This is a genomic window from Clostridium guangxiense (genome assembly GCF_021043395.1).
Classification (GTDB): Bacteria; Bacillota; Clostridia; order Clostridiales; family Clostridiaceae; genus Clostridium_S; species Clostridium_S guangxiense.
Genome location: NZ_JAJNKE010000004.1, coordinates 213,199 through 218,189 on the forward strand (window position 1 = coordinate 213,199; position 4,991 = coordinate 218,189).

At 31.3% G+C, this 4,991-nt stretch carries 3 protein-coding genes; 1 reads left to right on the forward strand and 2 read right to left on the reverse strand.

The features are described 5' to 3' along the window. Positions 1 to 98: 98 nt before the first annotated feature. Positions 99 to 872: a LytR/AlgR family response regulator transcription factor gene (locus tag LQK79_RS05235; RefSeq protein ID WP_053243588.1), complete on the reverse strand. Its 774-nt coding sequence runs from the start codon at positions 870 to 872 to the stop codon at positions 99 to 101. Then, the gene (locus tag LQK79_RS05240; RefSeq protein WP_231015778.1) at positions 865 to 2,505 is read right to left on the reverse strand and encodes a LytS/YhcK type 5TM receptor domain-containing protein; all 1,641 of its coding nucleotides are present in this window, start codon (positions 2,503 to 2,505) and stop codon (positions 865 to 867) included. The genes LQK79_RS05235 and LQK79_RS05240 overlap by 8 nt, the downstream gene beginning before the upstream one ends. A gap of 590 nt (positions 2,506 to 3,095) precedes the next feature. On the opposite strand from LQK79_RS05240, the gene LQK79_RS05245 reads away from it, so the two are divergent. After that, entirely contained in the window at positions 3,096 to 4,880 is a 1,785-nt protein-coding gene (locus LQK79_RS05245; protein WP_053243612.1) for a carbon starvation CstA family protein, read from the forward strand. Positions 4,881 to 4,991: the final 111 nt, after the last annotated feature.

Below are 4,991 nucleotides of genomic sequence, written 5' to 3' on the forward strand. Positions count from 1 at the left end.
CGCAAACTCTAGATTATTAAAAGTAATTGTATTTTTATTTTGCTTAACACATTCATGTATTTTGGTTTTTTGAAGTCATATGCGCTCCCGCGCAAACTCTAGATGTGTATAACTTTTTTGAATTCTTTTACGTGAGCTCGGCTTACGGGAACTTCGGATTTATTATTGTCATTCATTATTAATTTGTAGGTTCCATTGAACCATGAATATATTTCAATAACTTTATTTAAATTTACAAGATAGCTTCTATGAGTCCTAAAAAAACCGGTTTTTTCTTCGATTTCACTTAATGAATTTGTTGTTATATATACCTTATTGTCCAACTTCACACATGTTTTTTCATCTATAATATAACAAAAAAATATATCATTTGTATCTATAAGTATAATCTTACTATTATTAATACAAGGTATTTTATTGATATTTGAAATATTGTTTTTATTATACTTTTTTATAATCTGCTCTATTTCGTTTTCTATATTGTTTATATTATTTTCTCTAAGCTGCATATACCTTCTTATCCTTTGAATGGTTTTTTCAATTCTATTTTCATCGAAAGGCTTTAGAATATAATCAAGTGCCATTAATTCAAAAGCGGATATTGCATATTTGTCATAAGCAGTAACAAAAATTATAGCAATATTTTCATTAAATTCTTTAATCATTTTTGCCAGTTTCATTCCATTTAATACTGGAATATTAATATCAAGAAAAATCACATCTGGAATCTCTTTCTTTATAAAAGAGGCAGCAGCTTTTCCATCATAAAATCTATTAATAATCTGAATATCCTCATACTTATTAAGTATAAATTCAAGTTCATCCATAGCTGGAATCTCGTCCTCAACTACTATACATCTTATTTTATTCACACTTATGAGCCTCCTCAATAGGTATTGTAAATACGACCTTTGTCCCATTGTACTCAGAAGTTGATATTTCAAGTCCTTTATTTCTGTTATACATCAGCTTTAATCTAGAATTTACATTTCTAAGTCCGGTACCCGGCCAATTATTTATAACCTCATGGTACCTTTCAGTTTTCATTCCAATACCATTATCACTTATAGTAAATTTTATAGAAGCTAATTCCTTTTCAGCAACTAAAATAACATTTCCACCATCAGTCTTTTTTAGCACACCATGTTTTATAGAATTTTCTATAATAGGCTGAATTATAAAAGAAGGAATTTTAAAATGTTCTATATCCTTTTCTATGTAGAAAAAGACATTAAGTCTGTCACCATATCTTGCTTTCTCTATAGCTATGTATGATTTAAGCATTTTTACTTCTTCATCCAATTCTACAAACTCTCCCTTATTAAGTGACTGCCTAAAATAATTTGATAAATCAATTATAAGTTCTCTTGCTTTTAAAGGGTTCGTTCTGCAAAACGAAGATATAGTATTCAAGGTGTTAAATAAAAAATGAGGTTCAATTTGCGCTCTTAAAGCCTTAAGCTCAGAAGCATTTAAAATTCTAACTTTTTCATTTAACTTAAATAATTCTATTTGCATAGATAAAAGGCTGCTAAGCTCGCTTAAAAACTCAACAAAGTATTCATTGGCACTTTTTGAATTTTTAAGTTCCATTCCAATAACTCCATCAATTTCATTGTTTATAACTATGGGGGCAAAGAAGAATTCATAGTTCTTTCCTGCATTTACAATCAAATATGTATTTATATCCGGTTTTAAATAAAATTCTTCAATCTTGCGCTTTAAATCACTTTCATCAATCTTCTCACCATAATAAGAAAAAACTCCGCTTTTACTTGATATCACAGCACCACTTACATTTGCCATTTTGCATAAAATCTCTGATATCTTTATAGATGTTTCACTGTCAAGACCTTTTTTAGTGTATTCAAGAGTCTTTTGAGCTATATTTAGAGCTTTTTGAGCCTGAATAGCTTCTAATTTGTTGTAATTATCCATAGCATTTTTTACTATATTCACAAATATAGCAGTTCCAATTGAATTTATAAGTATCATTGGTATAGCAATAACCTTCTCCAAATTAATAGCATACGAATATGGTTTTGTAACAAAAATTATAATTATCATTTGAGCTATTTCAGCTGCAACACCAGCTACAAAAGCATTTCTAGGTTTAATTTCATCACTTTTAGAAATCCTTCCAAAAATTCCTCCTATAATTCCTTCTGCGATAGTAGAGATACCACATGCAAGAGCAGTTGCTCCTCCATTGAAATATCTGTGAACTCCAGCTATAACTCCAACTGCGGCTCCTACAAAAGGTCCTCCTATATATCCCGCCGTTATAGCTCCTATAGGCCTTGTATTTGCCAATGCATCTCTTTCAACATTTATTCCCATATAAGTCCCAAGAATAGAAAGTGTGCTAAAAAATACAATCATAATTACTTTATCTTTAAGGTTCTGTTTCTTTTTTACAAAGTTCTTAAATAAATTAAGTTGATTGTATAGATATGCAGCAAGCGCTATGACGGCCATATTTTGTAATAATCTTATATAAATCATTTGCATCTCCCCTACATTTCTATATTATTGTATTTCTACCTGTCAATCAAGGCTTATTTTATGCATATAAAGTTTTAATTTTGTAATTTCAGCCAACTATTATTTCTTTGTAAACGTAGACACTGTATTATAACAGTATGTAGATAAGCAAGCTAAACTATTTAAATAACTAATACAAAATTTATCCCGACAAACTGGAATTTGCCGAGCTGAGCGAAGGGTTTTAATTCGCCCTGCTCATTAAAAGACTAACTTTTTCACTTATGTGAAAAGTGAAGGGTTTGACATAGCTTTGCTTGTCAAAGGTGAAGGTTTTTGCCACGGCAAAAGGTTAAGGAATATTTTTCTCCGTTTCTCTACGAAAAATAAATAATTTAAATACGTTAAAGATTTTCCGTAGGGAAACGGAGGAAAATCAACCTTAGCTTTTTATTGAAGATAAAAAAGTTCACCTTTTACGTGCACAGCACCGTAAAACCCTTCACTATAGTGCTCGACAAATTTCAGTTTAGCAGAATAAACTTGATATTATCAATTTCAACTTTTCATTCTGTTTATCTATATTAAAAATACACTTAAGGAGTGATTTTATGAATTCAATTGTTCTCGTAATCATAGGTGCATTGGTATTAATTATAGGTTATAGGCTTTATGGTTATTTTATAGCATCAAAAGTTCTTGTGCTTGATGAAACAAAAAATGTTCCATCAAAAGTTCATAATGATGGAAGGGATTATGTGCCAACAAATAAATGGGTACTACTTGGTCACCACTTTGCAGCAATTGCAGGTGCCGGACCATTAATAGGTCCTGTGCTTGCCGCACAATTTGGTTATCTTCCAGGTACACTTTGGATACTTATAGGCGGTGTACTCGCTGGAGCAGTTCATGATATGGTGTTGTTATTTGCATCAGTAAGACACGATGGACAATCCATAGCAGAAATTGCACGAGATACTTTAGGAGAAAAAATGGGCTTTATAACATCAATCTCTGTAATATTTATACTTATCATAACTATGGCAGGTCTTGGACTCCCTATAGTAAATTCACTTTATAATAGTCCATGGGGTACTTTCACTGTAGGTTTCACAATACCAGTTGCAATATTTATAGGTATTTATTTAAAATTCATAAGGCCTGGTAAAATAGCAGAAGCCACAGTAATAGGCATGCTTTTAATACTTTTAGGAGTTTATCTCGGACCATCAATCAAAGATACTTTTCTTGGGAACATACTTACTTTTAATGCAAAACAATTATCTCTAATACTTGCTCTATATGGTTTCTTAGCTGCTGCACTTCCAGTATGGCTGCTACTTTTACCTAGAGATTATTTAAGCACATATATGAAATTAGGTGTTATTGGCGCACTTGTTGTGGGTATAATATTCGTAAGACCACAAATTCAAATGCCTGCCGTAACTAAATTCGTAAATGGTGGAGGACCTATAATACCTGGTAAAGTATTTCCTTTTCTATTTATAACAATTGCCTGTGGTGCTTTATCTGGATTTCATGCACTTATAAGCACAGGTACTACTCCAAAACTTATAAACAATGAAAAAGACATTCTTCCAATAGGTTTTGGTTCAATGCTTATAGAATCCTTTATAGCTCTTATGGCATTAATTGCCGCAACAGTTTTACCAACTTCAGATTACTTTGCAATTAATTCAGCACCTGCATTATTTGCAAAATTGAATATGATACCTAAAGAACTTCCAATGTTATCTCACTTAGTAGGTGAAAATCTTGCTGGAAGACCTGGTGGATCTGTATCACTTGCAGTAGGTATGTCATATGTATTTTATAAAATTCCTGGTTTAAAAGGACTTATGTCTTATTGGTATCATTTCTGCATAATGTTCGAAGCATTATTTATATTAACTACAATAGATTCTGGTACTAGAATAGGAAGGTACTTACTTCAAGATTTACTAGGAAAAGTATACAAGCCATTTAGCAATAAAAATTCATGGTTCAATGTAATATTCTTTAGTGGCCTTATGTCTGTTACATGGGGATATCTGCTTTATACTGGAAATATCTCAACTATATGGCCGCTATTTGGTACAGCAAATCAAATGCTCGCAACTATAGCTTTTGCTATTGGAACATCTGTACTTTTCAAAATGGGAAAAGGCAAGTACGTGCCTATTACAATAATTCCAATGGCTTTTGTTGGAACAACCACAGTTTGCGCTGCTATTGAAAATATTATAAATTATATTCCACAGGGAAAAATAACTTTAACAGTCCTATCCATAATTCTTATTATAATGATTGTTGTAATACTTACAGAAAGCATAAAAATATGGGTTAGAGACTACTATAATCCAAAAAATAACGCTTCTAAAAATATTGCGAAGTAAAAATCAAAGAGCAAGGTTGGAAATATATGCAAATGGGGCTGTCGCACTAAAAATTGTTAAATCATGATTAATAAATATTGCGAATTAATTGGAGTTAAGGGTTTTAACTCG